Below are 695 nucleotides of genomic sequence, written 5' to 3'. Positions count from 1 at the left end.
CGTGATCAGGTGCGGGGCGGGCTCCAGCTCGATGCGACAGTAGTGCCTGCTCGGGGGTCGGCAGTTCCGCGCCGGACCGCAGGCGAGGCGCCCCCTGTGACTGAGCGCTTCACGTTCCCGCACATCCGGGCGTGCGACATCCGCTCCGCCCTCTCAGAGCTGCCGGAGCTGCGGGAGCTCGCGGCCGATGCCGGGCGGTACGGGCCGTTGTGGGAACTCGCCGAAGGGCTGGACGCGCTGCCGCGCGGGATCGCGATGCACCCCTGCGGCGTGATCCTCTCCAACACCAGCCTCCTGGACCGGCTGCCCGTACAGCCCACCCCCGACGGCGAGTACCCGTCTTCGAGGGTGACGATGCGGATACACTTCCACCCCGCCGAGCGGACCGAGGAGCTGTACAGGCAACTGCTCACGGTCGTCGACGGGATCACCTCCCGCGTCGAGCCCCTGCCCGCGGACTGGTCGGCGTGTTCGCCGGTGCCGCCCACAGCACCCTTCGGCTCGAAGCCGAACCAGGCGTTGAGCCCTCGCGCACCGAGGCGACGGGGCGCCAGCTTCGGTATCCCGCTCCCCTGCCCACTGGTGGCAGATCGCCAGTACCAGCGCGTCGCCGCTGTCACCGTCTCGGCGAGCGGCACGCCGTGCTTCGCCAGCTGCCACCGACTCAGAAGCACGTCATTACGGCGTAATAATTC

Annotated in this window: 1 pseudogene; it reads left to right on the top strand. The window is 70.2% G+C overall.

From position 1 onward, the window contains the following. Window positions 1-111: 111 nt before the first annotated feature. Window positions 112-339 (top strand): annotated as a pseudogene (locus RM812_RS42020) (hypothetical protein); the annotation flags it as partial. Window positions 340-695 lie beyond the last annotated feature (356 nt).

It is taken from the genome of Streptomyces lancefieldiae, from assembly GCF_031845825.1.
In the GTDB taxonomy this organism is placed as follows: domain Bacteria; phylum Actinomycetota; class Actinomycetes; order Streptomycetales; family Streptomycetaceae; genus Streptomyces; species Streptomyces lancefieldiae.
Note: the sequence above shows the minus strand (reverse complement) of the source record. Positions and strands in the feature narration are given on the sequence as shown.